The following is a 20,851-nucleotide window of genomic DNA, read 5'->3' as shown; positions in this document are numbered from 1 at the left end:
CTGAACAGATTAAAATATTATTTATTAAAAACCTAATTTTACTGAGAACATGTGGTTCGCATCGAAATAACGTGCCCACCGGTAACCATAATCAACTGTAACATCAATTCCTGCATTTACATTAAAGCCAGCGCCAAATGTAGGTCCAAATAATTGTTGATCTTGCGGATTATCGGCACCTTCCTTTGTGTAAGTATAACCGCCGCGAACAAAGAAAGAATTTGCATAACTTAATTCGCCACCAAATTTATATTCATCATTTAGAAAGTTATTATTAGTAAATGAGGTTGATAATAAAGCTTTAAAATCATCTGTAAAGTTTTTCTCGTACGCTAAACCTAATTCCAATTGAGAGGGCAGTTCAAATCCTGCTGCATCAATTTTATAATTTTGCAAACCTCTGTTTGCTTGTTCCTCTGATGCAGTTCTTAAAAGATCAGCTCCATCAAATTTCATTTGTGGACCAATATTTTTTAAAACTATGCCAAATTTTAATCCTTCAACACCAGCAATACCATAGTATTGTACTCCTGCTGTAAAGGCAAGACCGGAAGCGCTTGTAGCTAATATTTTTTCGGTGATGATATTTGCAGTAACACCAACTCTAACTCTATCAGTAATAGCATTAGAATAAGTAATACCAGCAACAACAAATGTTGGTGAAAATGTAGAGCCAGTTCCGTAAGGACTTTGTACTGTTGTAACTGGAATTTCACCAAAATCAATTGTTTTAACATTAAATGCTATGGAACCAAAACCTTCAAAACGAACAGCTACTGCAGCATAAGAAACTCCAATATCTGCAATATAACTCATATGAGAAAACATTGCTTCTGCAGATTTCTTCATTGCACCAAGACCAGCAGGATTATAAAAAATAGTTTCTATCCCTTCCAATCCTGCTACATAGGAACTACTTAGAGCAAATCCATGGGCTCCTACAGGAAGCAGGAGTTCTTGTGCCCCTGCAGTTCCATTTCTCCTATCTCCGCCAGCATAGATATCTGTTAAAGATATACATACCAACAGAGTTATAATTATTAACAGTATATTTTTCTTAAACATCTTTAAAACTCCTTAATGTTTTAATAATTTTTAAGTCAGAGGGAGAAACTCCCTCTAATCTTTTATAACCTATCGATATATTGCGTTTCTGAAATAACAGCTATCTTAAGTATCTTTGTACCTACACCAGGCATATCTAAATATGCAATGTACATACCACTGCTTATTGGTAATCCATCTGCATTCCTTAAATCCCAATCCATCCAAGGGCTATTATCTCCTTTCTCTAATTTGCGTATAAAGATGCCAGCTAAAGAAAATATTCTAACAGTTACATCTTTGGGAAGATTAGTAAATCTAACAATTCTTTGATACTTATCTCTTTCTAATGAGTTTGCACCAAAATATGGATTTGGAAAAACGGTAATTTTATCCAATTGGGTTTTAGCTAGATTTAAATCATTAAATTTAGGAGCCACTAAAGTAGCTTCATATACATCTTCATTAGTTAATGGTTTGTAAGAAGTAATTCTTATTACAGTCCCTTGTTCCGGTACATCACCACTGAATGATAAAGCGCCGAATCTATGATCGGTTGGTTTAGATTTTCCAGACTTAATTGGCAAATTGTGAGGATCCCAAGATGTCATTAAAGCATAAATTTCCTCCCAATCACCATCATTTGCACCTAAAGATAATTTTGTCCAAATTCTATCTTTAACAGCGCGAGTCGAATCTCCTTTGTCATAATCCAAAATTTTTATGGTTAATAATGTATCATCGGCAGTAGAATTGGGATCTCTTCCGATATTCCAAATTTCAAATGGAACTGTACCTGTACCAACACTATCATCTGCCAAGGCTGGATTGAATGATGGTTTATAACCAGCAACAAAGAACATAGATGGGGTACCAAACCTGATTTCATAATCGAGATAACCAAGACCTTCATTTTCTTTTTTATCTTGCCAAATCAATCTTTTCAAAGTGCCCTTGGGTTTAATCATCCATTTTCTTGTTGAATTAAGTTCATTTAAAACAGGAACTGGTTGTTGTAGAATTGTACCACCGGGACCTTTAATTTCATTTACTTCTTTTATACGATATCTGGTAGGTACACCACTTATTGCATCTTTTCCTACATTCTGAACATATAATTGGAATCCCTGAATAACAGGTTTGTTAATTGTGTCAGCTAATGTTCTAATTCCACGCACAAGCGAATCCTGACTGGAAACATAACCAGTTATAAAATCTGTCTTGTTTTTCAATAAGGTATCACCTTTAGTAACATTTATCAAATCGTATCGTAATGCATTTAAAGTATCGCCTTCCTGTCCTTTAATTACAACTTTATAATTATCCCCGGTTAAAGACTGTGGATCAACAATCCTAAAAGTAATTTTACCATCCCCGTGCCCAGCAGTATGATTTGCAATTACAGATTGTCCATCATCATATGGCGTATTATAATCAGCCTTACGGGTTGATGGACGAACTTCCATAATTGATGGAGTACATTCAAGATATGGCGGATCACTATATTTAGAAACGCCATAAGCAGTAACTCCAAAGTAATATGGATTTCCATTATAGAATGGACCATTTGTATAAGCATTTGTACTGAGATTTATAAATCTTCTAATGCCATCATTCGGAGCCTGAATTAGAATTTTTGGATTAATCTGACCATTGACTAATAAATAATCATATTGATAATTATAAATATCTTTAATTCCATTTTTAATATCGTAAATGGCTAACAATTTGGGATTAGAACCAGCCATATCTTCATATTGCCAAACTCTATATCCTTCAAAGACATAATCTTTGTTTGTAACATCAATTAAAATTTCTTTTTCATTTACATTAAATCTTATTTGATCAGGTAATAGAGGATCTTTTGCTTTGTAGCTCTCAGCATTTGGTTCCCACCAAAGAGAAATAGCAGCATCCTGTGGAAGCCCATGTAAAACTGGCTGAGGAGGGGCATCGGTCAATTTAAAATCAAGATCATACGCAATTTGCGCCGCAAGATCTTTTCTCTTTAATTCAGTAACACTATTTAAATTGCTCGATCCTCGGGCAATAACTAAACCCACAACAATTTCTTGTGTATCGCCCGGTGCCATAGTAAAAGGACCGGAACACATTAAATGTCTTCTATCACCAGGGGCAAAACTACCACCAGGCCAGCCTTTTGGTCCTTCATACCAACCGGTTCCCGCAACCGGATCACCATAAAGAATTTTTGTAGTTACTTTATTTGTTATTGGATCTATGAACGGAGTACCATTCCAAATTATCCCTTGTAAATAATTATAGAACTCCAGTGTACCTTTATATTGTCCTTGCGAAGGATCCGGTAAAAGTGCGCTGCCATTAATGTAAGCTATAAATCCTGTCATAGGAAGATTCTTAAAACTCTTCCTCCATTTTCCATCAAATTTAGCACTGTCTAACGGTTCACCCGGAACTATAGGTCCCTGGAAAAAGTCATATCCCATTGAAGGAGGTGCAGCACCAAATGTTGCATCGTTGTTCGTCGCATTGTAGGTATAACCCAAACTTAATAAAGTATCACAGCCGGTATAATCATCGTTGCCATCACCTAAATCTGTATCAGTCCACATCCCAAAATACATATTTGACATAGTATTTTGACCTTTGTTGATCATCTTGTATTTCTTAAAAAGAATATCTCCTAAATCACCGGTCCGTTGGAATCCAAAAATTGTACATTGTTGTTCTAGTCCAATCGGTTGTGAACCGTAAGTAAAGGTAGACCTGGTCGGATCTAAATCGTTGGCTACATACCACAAAACTTCATCACCAACAAATTGAGCTTCACCAACATCATATTTTCCATTACCATTCTTGTCTTCCCAGGGGGCACCATCTTCAACTGGCCATTCTTCCAGATCTTTTTGATATTGATTTCTTAAATCTCCCGGAGGAAAACTTTCCCATGTTTTTCTAATTTTATAAACCCGGTATTTTTCTTTAGATACATCATCAGCTTGCCCATTTTCCAAAATTTTACCAGCCTGCAAACCCTGACGATGTGTATTACCATTCATTCTAACTTCACGACCAATTTTTCCTGCCCAAACCAAGCCATCTTCAAATACAACTCCAAGAGTTGCGCTCTCACCACCTGGCCAATAAAAACCTTGTCCATCTGTTCGGGGATCGTGTGAACCATCACCATTGTTTTCGCACCACATAAATATCTGGTTTATGGTGATGAAATTACTATAATCATTGGAATTAGTTTTATATAACCGCTTGTCTTTATCACCTTCTTTTTCTTTTGCAACGCTTAATGAAGCAGAGCAAAGAAAAACGATAAATAGCAGAAAATAAATCCATCTTTTTTTATTCATTTTTCAATCTCCATATAATTTTTATAATTAAATCAGGTTTTTAATAATTAAGTCTTATGCCTAATTTAATCTGTCTTGGTGTACCAAAATTACCCGAAGCATAATTTAAAGCTTTATATAGCTGAGAATATTCCTGCGCTTTATCTTCGCCATAAGTCCGGTATCCCTCTGTAATTGCTTTACCTTGTGCATCGTTTAAAAATCCGTTATCGTAAGCATCACCAGTATTATTGAATACTGCTACGACATTTTGAGTGTTTAGTAAATTGGCAACCAGGATGTAAATATTCAACGCCACTGGTCCAAGTTTAATTGTTTTATCTAATCTTGCATCTATTTGATAAGTCCATGGTGTAGTAGATGCATTTAAAGGTTCAAGAGGTACACGGGAATTTCCATATCCTTCCCACCTTGTAAAGTTAAAACCACTGTTGAAGGACATTAGTATACTTACACCCAAATTCTCCAATGGTTTACTACCTAAAACAGCAGGACCATCGTCAGTATCAAACCGATAATCAACATTTATATATGCTCGATGAGCCTGGTTGAAATCTAATGGAGAAATCTGCATAGGGAAGAAAGGAACACCAGTTGGCGATTGCCAAATAGCTCTGAACGAAGTAGAAGGATTTGAACCTGTACCTTCGGCATCAGAATATGTATAATCAAATGTTGCTGATACTCTTTGGGTTCTTCTTAAATCCAATTTGAATTCAATTCCTTTAACAGTAGAAAAATCGCCATTAACCCATGCATAATAAGCAGGAGTGCTGCTATTAGCTGCACCGTAAATAGTTCTTATTTGAATCTGATCTTTTATATCTTTGTAAAAACCGGTAATATCAAATGCAAAAACTTCACCTATCTGTTGTTTAAATCCAATTTCGTAGGAAGTAGTTCTTTCTGGTCGCAAGCCAAATCCAACCGGATTTTGAATTGCAAAGCCACCTTTAATATTATCAGCAATTAAGTTTATACCTTGAAAAACATCTCTTAACCTTGTTTGCTGAACAAACTTTCCATACTGGGCATGGAACACTGTTCTTTCTGTAACCGGAAAAGAGAATCCCAATCTAGGACTTACTTGAAGTAATGGATCTACATCTTTCAAACTTGTTGGATCAATAAGATTATCCGGAGTAAAAACAATATTTGTTGGATCTTTAAAAATTTGAGCATCAATGTTTATATAATCGAGTCTTAAACCAGCATTAATTACAAGATCCGGAAATTCAATTTTATCCTGGAAATAAGCTGCGGCAAATACGGGATGTCTGGCTTTATCAAATCCAGCGTCGGATTGGTTACCATAAACATCATACCCATAATTATCAAGCCTTGCGTAAATTCTGTTTATACTTCCATCTGCAACTGATTTAGCATTTGCAGCAAGCTGTTCCGGAGCAAAAGAATATCTTCTGATTGTATAATATGTGTATTCACCACCAAATTTTAATTCGTGATGCAGCCCGGCCTGATAAAGGAAATTTGCTTTACCTCCAAATGACAGTGTTTTTTGTTTTTGGTATAAATCGTAAGGGATTGTCCCTTTTTCAAATTGGAAGCCGTAGGCTGTATATGGGTCAGCATCAGCACCGTCGCGCTTAAGAGTAGTACCGTACAATGCATTCTGTATTGAATCTCCATAAGCAGCAATATTATGTTTGAAAACGGGATCCATATTGACAAAAAAATCATCAAATACATTTAAGATAATATCATAAAATGAATTTGGATTTATAACATGAGTTAATTTTAGACTTGAAGTTATAGTTTGTCCTTGATTAAGACCAGCTCTATCATGGTTGTTGTATGCCTGTCTCCCAATTCCGTTTCTTCCTTCCGTATATGTAAATCCACCATTTAAACGAATTGTGAACGGATTAAGATCCCAGGAAAGATTCCCCTGTACCTGATATGTATTTTGTTCACTACTTGCATTAATACCGTCAGGATAGTAAACATCAAAGGTATCAGCTGTACCACCAGCTGCTAAAGATGGATCATATACATTCTTAAAATCAAAACCCTTGTAAAAATTAGCAGGCGATCCCTGGTAAGTATTATTTGCGGCTAGGAAGAATTTTAGATCTTTTCTACCTGGAATAATTGGACCACCAGCTGTTAATACATACTCAGAAGAACCATATGAATATGTACCAAGGAACTTCTTTCCAGTTTCTGTAAAGTGATCGGTAATTCCTTCAAAACTTAATTTATAATTTTCGGCGCCGGTTCTGGTTTGCGTGCTAACAATACCACCATTTGCTCCACCAAACTCTGCTGAATAACCACCAGCCTGAAATTGAATTTCTTCAATTGCATTGTTTATTACCTGTGTACGAGATCCACCTAAAACTGGATTATTAACCAAGACTCCATCTACATAAAATGCAACGGCATCAGATCGGCTGCCGCGAACATATAGATTACCACCTTGTTCAACAACACCAGCTTGTGTAGCAACAATATTATTAACACCTCTAATAGGAATATTTTCAATATCTTCCTGCCTAACAATGCTGGTAGCATTAGTTGTGTTTTTATTTATTAATGGTTTTGGCGCAACTACTGTAACCGTTTCTGTTTGGTATGCTTCTGTGGGTAATTCGAAATTTACTTCTGTAGTTAAGTTAACAGACAATTTAATATTTTGATATGTAACCTCGCGATAACCTAAATAGCGTGCTTTAACGGTGTATGTACCAGGTGGTACGTTTAAGATAACATATTCACCATTAGCGTTGGTTGCTGCCCCTAAGCTGGTCCCTTCAACAATTATATTAGCACCAATAAGAGGATCACCAGTTTGTAGGTCAGTAGCTTTTCCAACTATCTTACCAGTTTGTGCATAAAGAAAAACAGGTAAGAAGGTGAATATTAAAATTAATTGAAACTTTTTTAACATAATCTATCTCCCGAATATTTTTTCTTTAATCATTTTGGTCGAGCTGGAAGTGGAAGCTGTTTGCTTTCAAAAATCTTCATTGTAGTACTATCATTAGGTTCACCAGTAATGTAGAGATTATAAATATAACCTGGTTCTATGGTAGTGTTAAGCCAAGCTAATGTATCTTTAAGGCTATTAGCATTTACTATACTAAAATGAACTTTACCAGTAACCACGAGTGAATCGTGATATTTTTTAACAACTTTATTTACTGTGCTTTTCACGTTTGGAAATTCCAATACACCATAAGCATATGATATTGATCCAACTGCGGCAAACATTGTTGCAGAATCTTTCTTTGTGCTTCCAGGATTGGTTAACCTAACATGAACAAGCACTTTTTTCCCAGCTTCTATTTTAGAATCACCGCTTAGATGGATCCATCTAATCCAGGTTTTTCCAGCAGCCGGTTTTTCTTCTACATAAGTATCACCTTCCGCATCTGAAACAAATGCAAAAGTGTTTTCTAAATTGCTTTTTGAAAAATAACCCGTAAAATAAATACCACTTTCTTCATAAGATGAAAATTCAATCTCTTTAACAATAAGCGTATCACCATTTCCTGCATTTATAACAACAACTCTTCTTTTTCCAGATGGCAGATCAAAATAATCTGTAATTGTATTTCTCTTTATATCATTTTTAACAATAGTTGTATTATCCGGATTGTATATAGTAACATTTATTGATTCTGCATTATATGCAAAATTACCAATCCTCGTTGATGAGAACGGTCTTTTTATAGGTGCAATTGTTGGCTCTTCTATACAACCGCTCATATATACAAGAGTGATAAAAAGCCCAACAATTACAAAGTTTTTTATAAGTTTAAAGGACATTCTTGACCTCATAATAATTTTAGGATGAACTATTTTAGCTTTAGAATCTCAAACATTAGACTACTAAAATGTCATGTTTTTTTCTAAAATAAGATTGCCCACTCACTATGGAGTAGGCAATCTACTTTAAAATTATTTAGCCGAGATTACTTCAACAACATCATTTTTTTAGAAGCAGTAAAATTACCAGCGGTGAGAGTATAGACATACAGTCCAGAAGTTAACTTTGAAGCATCAAAATTAAATTCATAAGAACCGGCATCTTTTACACCGTTGATTAAGGTAAGCACTTCCTTACCTAACATATCATAAATCTTAAGACTAACGCTGCTTCTTTCTGGAACTGAAAATGATATTGTTGTAGCTGGGTTAAATGGGTTTGGATAGTTCTGTGATAATGCAAATTTATTTGGTTTATTATCAATCATTTTTTCTACATTAACCTGAACACCAAACCATGTTAGAACTTGATCTTGTGGGGAGGTTGCACTAAAGCCTAACCAATAATAATTAGGTCTAGTATTTACTGATAGAGGATCGTAGGCTAAGAAAACAATTTTGTTACCTGCAGGTAATTCACGATGTGTTGCGCAGTTTAAAGTTTCAACTTTTGGTGCACCTAAAACACCGCGTGTTTCAACTTGTAAATCAACTGCTTGTCCATCAACTACATCAAATCCATCTATCCAGTTGGTATAAGAGGTGTTAATTTCGTAGTATGGATCATAGTTTAATGAATCCGGAACTGGTACAATAGAGTTGAATTTAGCTAACATTGGACCAGTAATTATTGAAGCAGGATTCGGAACTGTAAGTTTTGAAGGCAGGTTTTGACCTGCAGTACCATCATAGCTAACATCGTTATAACTATGTGTAATACCAAAAATATCATATTCAAAAGATCCGGCTCCAAAAGTTGAATCAGCATAACCGTATCTTGCGCCAAGCCATTCCTGACCAGCGATCATTAAATTGTGGTGTGCATCAGCAGCTAACCAGTCTCGGTAAACAGCATCTGTATAGTATGTAGCTGTTGGAGCTGCAATTTCAATAATATTTGTATAGTTATCTACTAAAGCTTTTGATAATGGACCATATGCCCAAATATCATGCTTGAATTCTAAAGTTTTATATGCAGCAAAATCATCAATACCAAAATAATAGTTTTGTGGGTATTGATCTGCAGCAGCACCTAAATAGCTATAACCATTAAATACTAATAATGTATTTACACCAGCAGTTGGACCAAACACAAAATATTGTCTATCTGGACCAAAAGTAACATTGTCATTCATATCAGCGGCTTTTACTTTAAAATATACCCAAGTAGCTGGTTCTTGACCTGGAATTGAACCAGCCCAAATGTTGCCACTTTTAACAGCCATTGCAACTTCTTTTTTTGCAGTATCTTTATCAGTAGAATAAATAACAAAAGCTTCTTTAATACCAGCAGGACCGCCACCAGGATTAATATCTGTTAAAGTAGCAGTAATTTCCATCGGTCCTACATCTAACGTTCCTCTTGGATTCTTTACACCAGAAACCGTTGGAGGAGTATCACCAGTAATGTCTACTGCTGCAGCAATATTAAGCAGATATTCTCTCTTCCACCAGCCTGCTGTTGAAGTATCATTAGAAGTTCTGCCATTAGCATAATATTTAAACAAACCATATTTAACTTCTGTACTTGCCATAACACCAAATCTGTTTAAATCAAATTGTGGATCGGCATTTTTAAGAATAATTGCAAAAATTTCACCACCTTTAATTTCAGGTTCAAAACCTAAAAGGTTCATTTCAACCCATTGATAAGTAGTACGATCAGCATCATCTGCAGGAGTAACAGGAGCACCAGTTCCAGCATCACTCCAAATATCTTCAACAAATGGTGTTAATGCATTTGCTGAGTGAGCAACCCAGGTTTTAGGTTCTGTAGCTTCATCTTCAAATGGAGCAATGTCATTAAATCCATTTCCTTTTGCAATCCAGTAACCTAAATTTAAAGCAGTTGTAATTGATTTAAGTTTAGAAACTGTCCAGCCATTACCAACTTTGTATAATTTTAATTCTCCACTAACTGCAGCGGGGTTGTCACCGCAATCAAATCCAACTGATTTAATTGTTAAATCAGCAGGAGCAACAAACCAACCAACTAAAACGTCTTGTCCAAAACCACCGAAAGTACTTGTATAAGCAGTACCTAAACCGTTATAGTCCAAAGTATCAATTGTTCCGGTTACGCCATTTATACCGGTAACATTTCTTAAAGGAAGAACACTTTTATTATGATATTTAGAATTACTAACACTAAAAACTTCCCGGGCATCTTCATTTGAATTAAGATAAATAGTTTGGCCCCCGGGTTTTAAAATTGCTTTGTTCTGTGCAAATGTTAATATTGGAAGCAAAGCAAGAACTAGCATGAGAATGGTAGTTTTTCTCAACATAATCTACACTCCTTATTTTGTTAAATTAAAAGTTTATTGAACTCAAAAATCTATAAGGTCCTCATAACCTTATAAAAATCGTAAATCCCGTTAAAACTGAGGTCAAGATAATATTTACATTTAGTATTGTCAAGTAATTTTCCGGGTATCGCCAAATGAAGGAAAAATTTTTTATTTGCATTTTACAAAATATTTTCTAATAAATATTTCAGGCTAACTTATTTAACTTTGCAACAAATTGCGATTTTGGGACTGCACCAATAATCGAATCAACAACTTTTCCACCTTTTAAAAATAGAATTGTTGGAATACTTCTTACACCATATTTAATAGCCGTTTGCTGATTAGAATCAACATCCAGCTTTCCAACTTTAATCTTACCATCATATTCATTAGCCAGTTCTTCAATGATTGGAGCAATCATTTTGCAAGGACCACACCACTCAGCCCAAAAATCTACAACTACAAGTTGGGTGGATTGAAGGACTTCTTTTTCAAAATTATCATCGGAAAAATGAATCGGTTTCATATTTTAAAATCTCCTTTTTCACAAATCTATTATTATTCAAATTTTGTTTTTCACCTTGGAATTGTAATCAATTTCCAACTGCTAGCAGAAAATTAACTAATCCCACTTGCCATTCTTTTTAAGAATGTCCCGGGCAATAATTCCTTTTTGTATTTCGTTTGTTCCTTCAAAAATTCTATTAATTCTAGAATCACGGTAATACCGTTCGATTGGAAGTTCACGAGAGTAACCCATTCCACCATGGATTTGAACTGCACAATCGGCAACTTTATCTAAACTTTCCGAACAAAAATATTTAACAATTGCAGACTGCCTGGAAACATTTTTCTTCAAATCATAATCTACCGCAGTTCTATATACTATAGATTCCATATTATAAATAAGAACTGTCATCTCCGCAAGGTAAAATTGAATTGCCTGGAAATTACTTATGGAAGTATCAAATTGTTCTCGTTCTTTTGCATATCTTGTAGACAATTCAAGTAGTTCTTTTGCGGCGCCTAAACAAGCAGCTCCAAGACCCAATCTTCCGGCATCAAGAGTTTTCATAGCTATAATAAAACCTCTGCCATCCTGACCAATAAGATTTTCTTTTGGAACTCTTACATTATCAAAAGTAATTGGGTTAGTTGTACTGCCACGGATTCCCATTTTTTTCTCGGCAGGACCAGCACTAAATCCAGATGTTTTAGTTTCAACTACAAAGGCAGTAATTCCTTTTTGAGTTCTTGCAAACACAGAAACTATATCTGCAATTGAGCCGTTAGTAATCCATAATTTGTCGCCGTTAATTATCCATTCATTCCCATCAAGAATAGCTTTTGTTTTTAGATTGAATGAATCAGAACCAGCTTGTGCTTCGGTTAAACAGAAAGCAGCTATCATTTCTCCTTTTGCTAAAGGAATAACATATTTCCTTTTAAGATATTCTGAACCACCAAGGTAAATAGCATTAGTACCAATTGATTGATGAGCGCCAATAAAAGTAGCTGTGGACATACAACCGCGTGCAATTTCTTCCTGAGAAATGCAATAACCAATTTCACCAAAACCGCTGCCTCCGTATTCTTCCGGAAAAGCCACACCAAGTAATCCAAGTTCCGCTAACTTATTTATAAGTTCTTTCGGTATTTTTTCTTCAGAATCAATTTTTTGTGCGATTGGTTTTATTTCTTTATTTACGAAGTCGCGAACCATTTCACGAAGCATATTTTGTTCTTCGGTAAATTTGAATTCGAACATATATTTTCACCTGTTTTTATTTTTGTGTGTGATGAGAAAAATTATTCTATTGCAAAAGCGTTCCAAATATACAAAATGTTTTTAAATCAAGAAGAAAAAATTGGGAGGGTGAATATTGGCGCAATAAATTGAAAGCAAAATGCAGAATTGCATTTGAAAGAATTAAATTCCAGTCTTCAGTTGCTTACACCAACCTTTTTAAATTAAAATAGATATTACTCTGAAGACTGTGAACAAAAAAACTTATTTATGGAATCCCTTACTTATTTTTTCGCCAGTGTAATTTACTATATACTCACCACCATCCACACCAATAACATTTCCGGAAATCCATCCGGCATTATCATCGCAAAGCATAAAAATTGCTTTAGCCACTTCTTCCGGAATAGTTAATTTGCCCATCGGATTTTTCATTCTTGCGGCTTCAAGCATTCGATCAGCACCAGGAATTTTTTGCACAGCCGGTGTATCTGTAACACCAGCCATAATAGCATTTGCGGTTACCTTCATAAATCCAAGCTCAACAGCAATTTGCCGTATATGCGCTTCCAGTGCAGCTTTGGCGGCAGATACCGCACCGTAATTTGAAATAACTGTTTGAGAACCTGCACTTGTTAATGCAAATATTCTTCCGTTTTCTGCAAGTAAATTTTGGAAAACTAATTCCTGAGTCCAGTAAACTAAACTGTGTGCCATTACATCAAGAGTCATCGTCATTTGAGCTTGAGAAATTACATCTTGCGGATTTTTACCGAAATAGGGTTTAAGAGTTCCAAATGCTAAAGAATGAACAAGTACTTTTATTTTGGAATGCTCTTTTTCAGCCTGAAATCTTTCCTGAATTTCATCTATAACTTCCTGGCGTTTGATAGAATCTGCAGCATTAATATTGAAGAAAATAGCTTGCCCACCAAATCTTTCAATTTTTTTTATAATGGTGGTTACGTTTGGCATTGTTATTTGTCTATCGAGATGTACCCCGAAGATATTGTAACCATGTTTAGCAAGTTCAACTGCTGTTGCTCCACCAAATCCGCTTGATGCACCAAGAATTAATGCCCATGGTTTATTATGTGTTACTTTATGTTCCAATTTAATTCCCTCTTAATTCAATAATTATTAACTGTTATTATAATGAAATCAAAAGTATGATTCAAATGGAAGAAAAATATTACTGAATTAAGAAGATAACAAAATGTTGTCTTCTCCAATTAAATCAGTTACAGCTTTCATCAACGAATCACTAATATTTACTCGGTATTCTTTAACAAAAAAGCATCTAGGTTTTGTTCCATTGGCATTCACCTGGATTATAACCGGAACTGTGCCGTAATACTTTTGAAAAATTGTTTTCAATTCTATTATAATCTCGTTATTATACTTTTCAGAATCTAATATAATATTAAAACTTTTGGTGAACTCCTGGCTTACTTCATTTAGAGGAATTGCATTTTCAATTTGGAGTTTAATTGCATCTCCGCTTGATTCCGGTTTGCCAATTACCATAATTGTAGCTTCTTCCTTGATTACACCACCGCATTTTTCGTAAGTAGAACCAAACATTAAACATTCGCATGAACCTGAGAAATCATCAAGAGTAAAGAAAGCCATCATTTTGCCAGAGCGATCTATTTTTGTTTTTAAACTAGTGATAACTCCAATTGCCCTAACAAAGTCGGTTGATTCAAGCTGCTCAGGTTCACCTAATTTAACTGTGGCGAAGGATCGATATTCCAGCTCGTACTTACTTAGTGGATGGCTTGTCAAATAAAATCCGAGTACTTCCCTTTCTTTAGATAGTTCAATGTTATTGCTCCAGGATTTAATATCCGGAAGTTTTGGTTCTTTAATTTCCACTTCAACAGAATCCAATCCACCAAAAAGACTTTCGTGAGCAACAAGAGATGAATTTTGAACCTTATAACCAAAATCGAGAGCTGCCTCAACAGCTGCATATTTCTGAGACCTTGTACCTTTCATTTTATCTAATGCACCAGCAAGAACAAAACTTTCCAAAGTGCGTTTATTAACAACACGCGTATCCACGTTTGCGCAAAAATCAAATATGGATGTAAAATTTCTATTCAACTTTTGCCTGGCTCTTTTAATTTCTTCAACTGCATTTACGCCAACATTTTTTATCGCAGACATTCCAAAAATTATTTTCCCATTATCAGCATTAAAAAATACGTTGGGAATATTAATATCCGGCGGTAAAACTTCTATCTTCAACTTTCTGCAGTCATCCAAAATTGTTGTAACTTTTGATGTATCTCCAAATTCATTTGTCATGTTTGCGGCTAAAAATTCTGCTGGATAATGGGCTTTTAAATAAGCAGTTTGATATGCAACAATACTATATGCAACGGCGTGGCTTTTATTAAATCCATAATTTGCAAACTTATCTATTGTATCAAAAATTTCCCCAGCAACTTTTGCTGGAATGTTATTTTGCGAATTTGCTCCAGTAACAAATTTTTCTTTTTGCTGAGCCATAGCAAGCAAATCTTTTTTACCCATAGCCCGTCGTAAATTATCCGCATCAGCCAAACTCATTCCAGCTACTCTGTTTGCAATTTGAATAACTTGTTCCTGGTAAACAACAATTCCATATGTTTCTTTAAGGATCGGTTCTAAAACCGGGTGAAGATATTCTACTTTTGCAAGTCCTTGTTTTCGTTTAATAAAATCATCAATAAAATCCATTGGTCCTGGGCGATAAAGCGCATTCATTGCGGCAAGATCCCGAATACTGGAAGGTTTTAATTTTTTTAAATATTCCCGCATCGGTCCAGATTCAAACTGGAACACTGCAGTAGTTTGACCTTTGGAAAAGAGTGAATAAGTTTTTTCATCATTGGTGGGAATATTATCGATATCAATTTCTACATGATGATTTCTCTTTATCAAATCTATTGCATCACAAATGATTGTAAGAGTTCTTAAACCAAGGAAATCCATCTTCAACAAACCAACAGTATCAAGCTCTTTCATATTGTACTGGGTTACAATATCTCCAATGCTTCCTCCAGGAGTTGATAGAGGAACATGATCGCTTACTTCACCGGGAGTAATCACTACTCCAGCAGCATGTTTGGAAGCATTTCGATTCATTCCTTCCAGCACTTTTGCATACTTAATCAGTTCTTTAATTATAGGATCGTCTGATTCATTTACCCACTTTAATTCCGGCACTTCTTTAAGCGCCTGTTCGATAGTATAAACTTTGCCAAACTTTGATGGAATGAATTTGGTTATTTTGTTTACTGTTGGAATCGGAATTTTCAAAACGCGGGCAACATCTCTTATTACAGCTTTAGAAGATAACCTGTTGAATGTAATAATTTGACTAACGGAATTCTCACCATATTTTTCTTTTACATATTCAATTACTTTTGAGCGTTTATCATCAGCAAAGTCAACGTCAATATCGGGCATAGACTTCCTGGCAGGATTTAGAAATCTTTCAAAAAGTAAATCGTAATCAAGAGGATTTACGTTTGTTATTCCTAAAGCAAAAGCCACTAAACTTCCGGCAGCGCTGCCTCTGCCCGGTCCAACAGCTATCCCTCTATTTTTAGCTGCATTTATAAAATCAGAAACTACAAGAAAGTAACCAGAAAATCCCATTTGCTTAATTGTTTCCAATTCATAATTAAACCGGTCATCAATTTCTTTAGTAATCTTAATAATTTTTTTATCTAAGCCAATTCTTGCAAGAAGTTCAAAATAATCATCTAAACTTTTTGCCGGCGAATCTGCGGGAATTGGGAATTCGGGATATAGATGACCTTCAAAAGTTAAATCAAGAATTATTTTCTCATTTATCTCGTGAGTATTTTCAACTGCCCCTTTAAAATTCTTAAAAAGTTTAACCATTTCTTCAGAGGATTTAAAGTATACCTGGTCTGTTCCATAACGTAGATTGTGGTAATCTGCTTCACCGGTTTTATCGCCAAGAAGAAGTAGAATGTTATGAGCAAGTGAGTGTTCTTTTTCAATATAATGGCAGTCGTTTGTTGCCACCAATTTTATTCCTAACTCCCTGGAAATTTTTGGCATTCCTTCAAGAATGTTTTTCTCAACATCCATGTTGTGGTTCTGGATTTCCAGATAAAAATCGTCACCAAATAATTCTTGATACGTCTTTGCAGTCTGGACAGCTTTATCGTAATTGCCATTTACCAAATCAACAGCAACAATTCCACCAGCGCACGCAGACATTGCAATCAAACCCTCTTTATACTTTTCTAAAATCTCCAAATCAATTCTTGGACGATAGTAGAATCCTTCGGTATGTCCTAATGAAGAAAGCTTCATAAGGTTATTATAACCTGTTTTATTTTTGGCAAGTAGAATAAGATGATTATAATGTTTTGCTCTTTTTTTACCGGAAACATCTTCACCTTTTCTTTCAAATCGGCTCCCGCTTTTTACAATGTAAGCTTCCATCCCGATGATAGGTTTAATTCCTTCTTTCTTAGCTTTCCTGAAAAACTCTGTAGCACCGTACATAACCCCGTGATCAGTTAAAGCAACAGCGGGCATGTTAAATCGTTTTGCAGCTTGAACCAAACTATCAACTGTACAAGCCGCATCTTGCAGACTGTAATGAGTATGATTGTGTAAATGTATAAAGTCCGACATTAAGGTTCCTGATCAAGCATTTTAAGTTTTCTTATAAATTTGGATTAACCGAATTATATATATATGAAATAAATTGGTTTTCATTTACAAAGCAAAAAATAAATTATACTTAGAGATATTTGGTAAAAAGGTATATTGGTATAGAGTATAAAATACGCAGAGAACTTTACCATATACCTTTATACCTCTATACCTACATCCCCAAAACCACTTTCTATTTAGTATATTAATGCAAATTAAGTTTTCAGCTCAAATTAAACTCATTCCATCAGCCATCCAACATCAACCATCAACCATCAACCATCATCAATCATCCATCTTTAAGTTTTCCCAGTGTGACCAAATCCACCGTCTCCGCGTTTGCTATCATTTAAAATATTTGTCTCAACAATTTCCGCCATATAAACTTTGCCTAATACCAATTGTGCAATTCTATCCCCGCGATGAATATGAAAATCTTTGTCACCAAGATTTATCAAAATTATTTTTATTTCACCACGGTAGTCGGAATCAATTGTACCTGGAGAATTAAGTACTCCAACTCCATTGATTATTGCTAAACCGCTTCTTGGTCTAACCTGCAATTCGTATCCAGATGGAATTTCAACTGACAAATCTGTTGGTATTAAATTAATTTTTCCTGATGGAATTATAAATTCAGTATCAACTGCAGCACGAATATCTAATCCTGAACTTCCATTGGTTGCATACGCTGGCAACGGAATATCCGGAAATTTATTTGACAGACGTTTGAATTTTAGTATTACTGATTCTTCCATTTTATTTAATTACATCTTCTGTATTTGATAAATTTTTTCCCCTTTCACTTCTGGAATCAAATCTAAATAAATTTCTCATGCTTTTAACATCACTAATTTTTACAACTTTAAAAAGATAAAGCAGAAAAAAGAAAAAAACGAAAAGTATCATTTTATAAAAAATATGATTAATTGCCACCGAGTAATATAAAAGTCCAGTAAGAATTAATGAAATACAAATTTTCAGCAGTTTTTTATATTCATATTCAATTTTATAAAAATTTTGAACAACAAAATAAAGTCCAATTGCCATCACCACATAACTGGCAAGGGTTGCAAGCGCTGCGCCCATAATTCCTATAACTGGAATAAGCAAAAAGTTAAATGCAATATTTATAAATGCACCAAGACCGGTTATGTATGGAATAAATTGAGTTTTCCCTTCAATAAAAATTCCTGCTGTTAAGTTAACATATATTCCATTGAACAGATACGCTAAAAGAATGATAGGAATAATATTTAATCCTCCCCAATAAGCGGATTCAATTATTGAACGATGGTTAAAGATTTGTATTTTAACCAAATCATCAATAAAAAGAGAAAGCAAAACTAAAACGATACTTCCGACAAGTACAAAATAAGTAAGCACCTTGCCAAAAATTTCTTTTGCATTTTTTAATTTGGCGTTGTTCAAAAAAAAAGGCTGCCAGGCAAACTGGAACATGGAAACATAAAGCATCATAAAAATTCCCAGTTTATAATTGGCTGAATATATTCCAACGGTGCTTTCATTAGTTAGTTTTTGCAAAACCGGTCTATCAATAACCTGAATAACTATTGAAGCAAGTCCAGCCGGCAAATATGGAATTCCGAATTTCAACAATTCTTTTAAGGAATCTAATCTCAGCTTGAAAGAAATGTTACTTAAAATATCCGGCAAAAGCGCGGCAAGTGAAAAAATAGAAGCGGCTAAATTACTTATAAAGACAGCCTCAATACCCATGTGATATTTCAGAATTAAAATCAGGTTAAGAGCAACATTGATAATTATATTAATTGTTCTTATAAGCGCAAACTTTTTTGCTTTTCTGATTAATCTCAAATGCCCAAATGGAATCATTGTTAGTGCATCGAAAAAGAGAATTAGAGAAACATAATTAAGTAATCCAGATTGTTTTACAGGAAGATCAATTAATGGAGAAATAGCCGGCTTAAATGAAACAATTAAAATCGAAAAAATTACTGAAGTTAAAAGAACAAATAAAAACGACGTTGAGAACACAGTACGAGAATCTCTTTCCTCTTTCATCGAAGCATATTTCAGAAAGGCTGAATCCATGCCATATAAATAAATGATATTAAAGAAAGCGATGTACGAGTAAATTGTATTTTGAATTCCGAATTCAGCAGTAGAAAAAACATTAGTATAGAAAGGAACAAGAATGAAATTTAGAAATCGGCTAAGAATAGTGCTAATTCCATAGATGGCAGTATCTTTTGTAAGTTCTTTAAACTTTTCTTTCATTTATTTAACCACTTAGCGTTCCAGCAATATAAAGTAATTTCTTAATTCAAGCTTTAATTGGACAAAATGCAAAGAAGAATATTCTAATTCCTAATTCCTAATTCCTAATTTCTATTTTCTAATTCCTAATTCCTAATTTCTAATTCCTAATTTCTAATTTCTAATTTCTATTTTCTAATTCCAATGATATATCAAGCGCTTTTACGCTGTGAGTTAATGCTCCAACTGAAATAAAATCTACTCCGGTTTCTGCAATTTGTTTAACTGAATCCAGAGTTACACCTCCGGAGGCTTCTATCTTTGCTTTACCATTTATCATTTGAACAGCTTCTGCCATCTTATCAATATCAAAATTATCAAGCATAATTATATCAGCTTTTGCTTCTAATGCTTCCGCAACCTTTTCAAGGTTTTCTGTTTCAACTTCAATTTTGAATTTCTTATTTTTCTTCTTCATCAACTTAATACAGGAATGTACCGCATTTAAAATTGATCCAGCCGCAGCAATATGGTTATCTTTAATTAGGAACATGTCATATAAACCAATCCGATGGTTTTGGCAGCCGCCATACGATACAGCAAGCTTATCCAAAATACGCAAGCCCGGAACTGTTTTTCTTGTATCAATTACTTTTGCATTTGTGTGTTTAATAATTTCTGAAAATTTATTTGCGTAAGACGCAATTCCACTCATCCTTTGCAAAAAATTTAAAGCAGTTCTTTCAGATGTTAAAATTGATGAGGCACTACCGGAAACAATTGCAATAATGTCCCCCTTCTTTATCGCATCGCCATTTTGAAAAAAGGTTTTAAACTTTAATTTTTTGTCATATAAATCAAAAACTCTTTTTACAATTTCCAATCCCGCAACAATTCCATCTTCTTTAGCAATAAATCTTCCGTCACTTTTAATTGATTTAGAAATGGTAGCAATTGTTGTAATATCGCCACTTCCAATATCTTCTTTAAATGCACTTTTAATTATTTTGTCAATTTTCTTTTGGTGTTTCATTTATTATCCTGACTGATATAAGGAAGTATAGCATCAATATAAAACTGCGGAGGGCGAACCGCTTTTTTTGTATCCACTTTTATAAAAACGTGTTCAGTGTAACCTTCAGCTAAAATTTCGCCAGTTTCTTTTCTTTTAATTTGGTAATCAATATGAATTTTAGGTCGCGGCATCTCAATTACCTTTGCTTCTACTTCCAGCAAGTCATCGTAATACGCGGGATTCTTGTAACGTACAAATTGTTCAAGAACAGGCAACTGAAAACCATTATCTTCAATCACTCTGTAAGGTAAACCACAAGATCTGAGTAATTCAGTTCTGCCAACCTCAAAGTATTCAAAGTACTTTCCATTATAAACGAATTGCATTTTATCTGTATCTGCATATCGTACGCGAATTGATGTTTTGTGTATTAGCATATTTTTAAATTACTGTTTGCAATTAATAATTGAACCATAAGAGTGTAGAGTGCAGAATGAAGAGTGCAGAATGAAGATTGAAAATTCAT

General features: G+C 34.5%; 13 protein-coding genes. All 13 read right to left on the bottom strand.

All coding sequences use genetic code 11. The features are described 5' to 3' along the window. Nucleotides 1-24: 24 nt before the first annotated feature. A complete protein-coding gene (locus NTX22_02565; GenBank protein MCX6149390.1) occupies nucleotides 25-1,065 on the bottom strand; it encodes a PorV/PorQ family protein in 1,041 nt (346 codons plus the stop codon). A 62-nt stretch (nucleotides 1,066-1,127) separates the two neighbouring features. Next, complete coding sequence (locus NTX22_02560) at nucleotides 1,128-4,391, bottom strand: hypothetical protein (protein MCX6149389.1); 3,264 nt, start codon at nucleotides 4,389-4,391, stop codon at nucleotides 1,128-1,130. A gap of 40 nt (nucleotides 4,392-4,431) precedes the next feature. Further along, entirely contained in the window at nucleotides 4,432-7,302 is a 2,871-nt protein-coding gene (locus NTX22_02555) for a TonB-dependent receptor (GenBank protein MCX6149388.1), read from the bottom strand. 29 nt (nucleotides 7,303-7,331) lie between these two features. Beyond that, complete coding sequence (locus tag NTX22_02550; GenBank protein ID MCX6149387.1) at nucleotides 7,332-8,183, bottom strand: hypothetical protein; 852 nt, start codon at nucleotides 8,181-8,183, stop codon at nucleotides 7,332-7,334. 146 nt (nucleotides 8,184-8,329) lie between these two features. Continuing rightward, a complete protein-coding gene (locus NTX22_02545; GenBank protein ID MCX6149386.1) occupies nucleotides 8,330-10,630 on the bottom strand; it encodes a T9SS type A sorting domain-containing protein in 2,301 nt (766 codons plus the stop codon). A 208-nt stretch (nucleotides 10,631-10,838) separates the two neighbouring features. Continuing rightward, nucleotides 10,839-11,159, bottom strand: coding sequence for a thioredoxin (gene trxA / locus NTX22_02540; GenBank protein MCX6149385.1), 321 nt, complete (start codon nucleotides 11,157-11,159; stop codon nucleotides 10,839-10,841). 96 nt (nucleotides 11,160-11,255) lie between these two features. Continuing rightward, entirely contained in the window at nucleotides 11,256-12,401 is a 1,146-nt protein-coding gene (locus tag NTX22_02535) for an acyl-CoA dehydrogenase family protein (GenBank protein MCX6149384.1), read from the bottom strand. 243 nt (nucleotides 12,402-12,644) lie between these two features. After that, complete coding sequence (locus NTX22_02530) at nucleotides 12,645-13,493, bottom strand: SDR family oxidoreductase (protein MCX6149383.1); 849 nt, start codon at nucleotides 13,491-13,493, stop codon at nucleotides 12,645-12,647. A gap of 87 nt (nucleotides 13,494-13,580) precedes the next feature. Next, on the bottom strand, nucleotides 13,581-17,048 hold the full coding sequence (gene dnaE / locus NTX22_02525; GenBank protein ID MCX6149382.1) for a DNA polymerase III subunit alpha: 3,468 nt from the start codon (nucleotides 17,046-17,048) through the stop codon (nucleotides 13,581-13,583). 320 nt (nucleotides 17,049-17,368) lie between these two features. Continuing rightward, on the bottom strand, nucleotides 17,369-17,827 hold the full coding sequence (gene dut / locus NTX22_02520) for a dUTP diphosphatase (protein ID MCX6149381.1): 459 nt from the start codon (nucleotides 17,825-17,827) through the stop codon (nucleotides 17,369-17,371). Nucleotide 17,828: 1 nt separating this feature from the next. After that, nucleotides 17,829-19,331 (bottom strand): flippase, encoded by a 1,503-nt coding sequence (locus NTX22_02515; protein MCX6149380.1) that lies wholly within the window; start codon nucleotides 19,329-19,331, stop codon nucleotides 17,829-17,831. Between the two features lie 160 nt (nucleotides 19,332-19,491). Further along, complete coding sequence (gene nadC / locus NTX22_02510; GenBank protein MCX6149379.1) at nucleotides 19,492-20,343, bottom strand: carboxylating nicotinate-nucleotide diphosphorylase; 852 nt, start codon at nucleotides 20,341-20,343, stop codon at nucleotides 19,492-19,494. Then, the gene (locus tag NTX22_02505; GenBank protein MCX6149378.1) at nucleotides 20,340-20,762 is read right to left on the bottom strand and encodes a thioesterase family protein; all 423 of its coding nucleotides are present in this window, start codon (nucleotides 20,760-20,762) and stop codon (nucleotides 20,340-20,342) included. The genes nadC and NTX22_02505 overlap by 4 nt, the downstream gene beginning before the upstream one ends. Between the last annotated feature and the right edge of the window lie 89 nt (nucleotides 20,763-20,851).

The sequence above is a fragment of the Ignavibacteriales bacterium genome, from assembly GCA_026390815.1.
Lineage (GTDB): Bacteria > Bacteroidota > Ignavibacteria > Ignavibacteriales > SURF-24 > JAPLFH01.
Note: the sequence above shows the minus strand (reverse complement) of the source record. Positions and strands in the feature narration are given on the sequence as shown.